Here is a 398-nt window from a genome sequence, read left to right as displayed (position 1 = left end):
GTGCCTCGTGCTCACTGACGATCAGCTGGCTCCCGTGCGGCCGGCGATTCTGTACGGGGTGGACATGCGAGCTCACCGGGAGATCGAATCTCAAACCCTGCGCTACGGGGCCGAGACCATTCTCCAGGAGTGCGGCACAGCCCTGTCCTCCCAGGCGGTGGGGCCGAAAATCGAATGGGTGCGCCGTCACGAGCCCGACGCCTTCGACCGCGCCACGCGCCTCTTCGGAGCGAATTCTTACGTTGCCGCCAAGCTCACGGGTGCCTACGTGCAGGACCACCACTCGGCAAGCCAGTCCGATCCCCTGTACTCGATGCCCGGTGACGTGGGGGGACTGCATGCGCCCGATGCTCCTGCCGGTTCATGGCACCGGGAACGGTGGAACGACATCTGCGGGC

1 protein-coding gene is annotated in these 398 nt (G+C 66.1%); it reads left to right on the top strand.

Annotated features, from left to right (window positions below; genetic code table 11):
• Positions 1–64: 64 nt before the first annotated feature.
• Positions 65–398: FGGY family carbohydrate kinase (locus tag D9R02_RS11950; protein WP_259463973.1), on the top strand; the 334-nt coding region annotated here is incomplete at its 3' end.

The sequence above is a fragment of the Kocuria rhizophila genome (genome assembly GCF_003667225.1).
In the GTDB taxonomy this organism is placed as follows: Bacteria; Actinomycetota; Actinomycetes; order Actinomycetales; family Micrococcaceae; genus Kocuria; species Kocuria rhizophila.
Note: the sequence above shows the minus strand (reverse complement) of the source record. Positions and strands in the feature narration are given on the sequence as shown.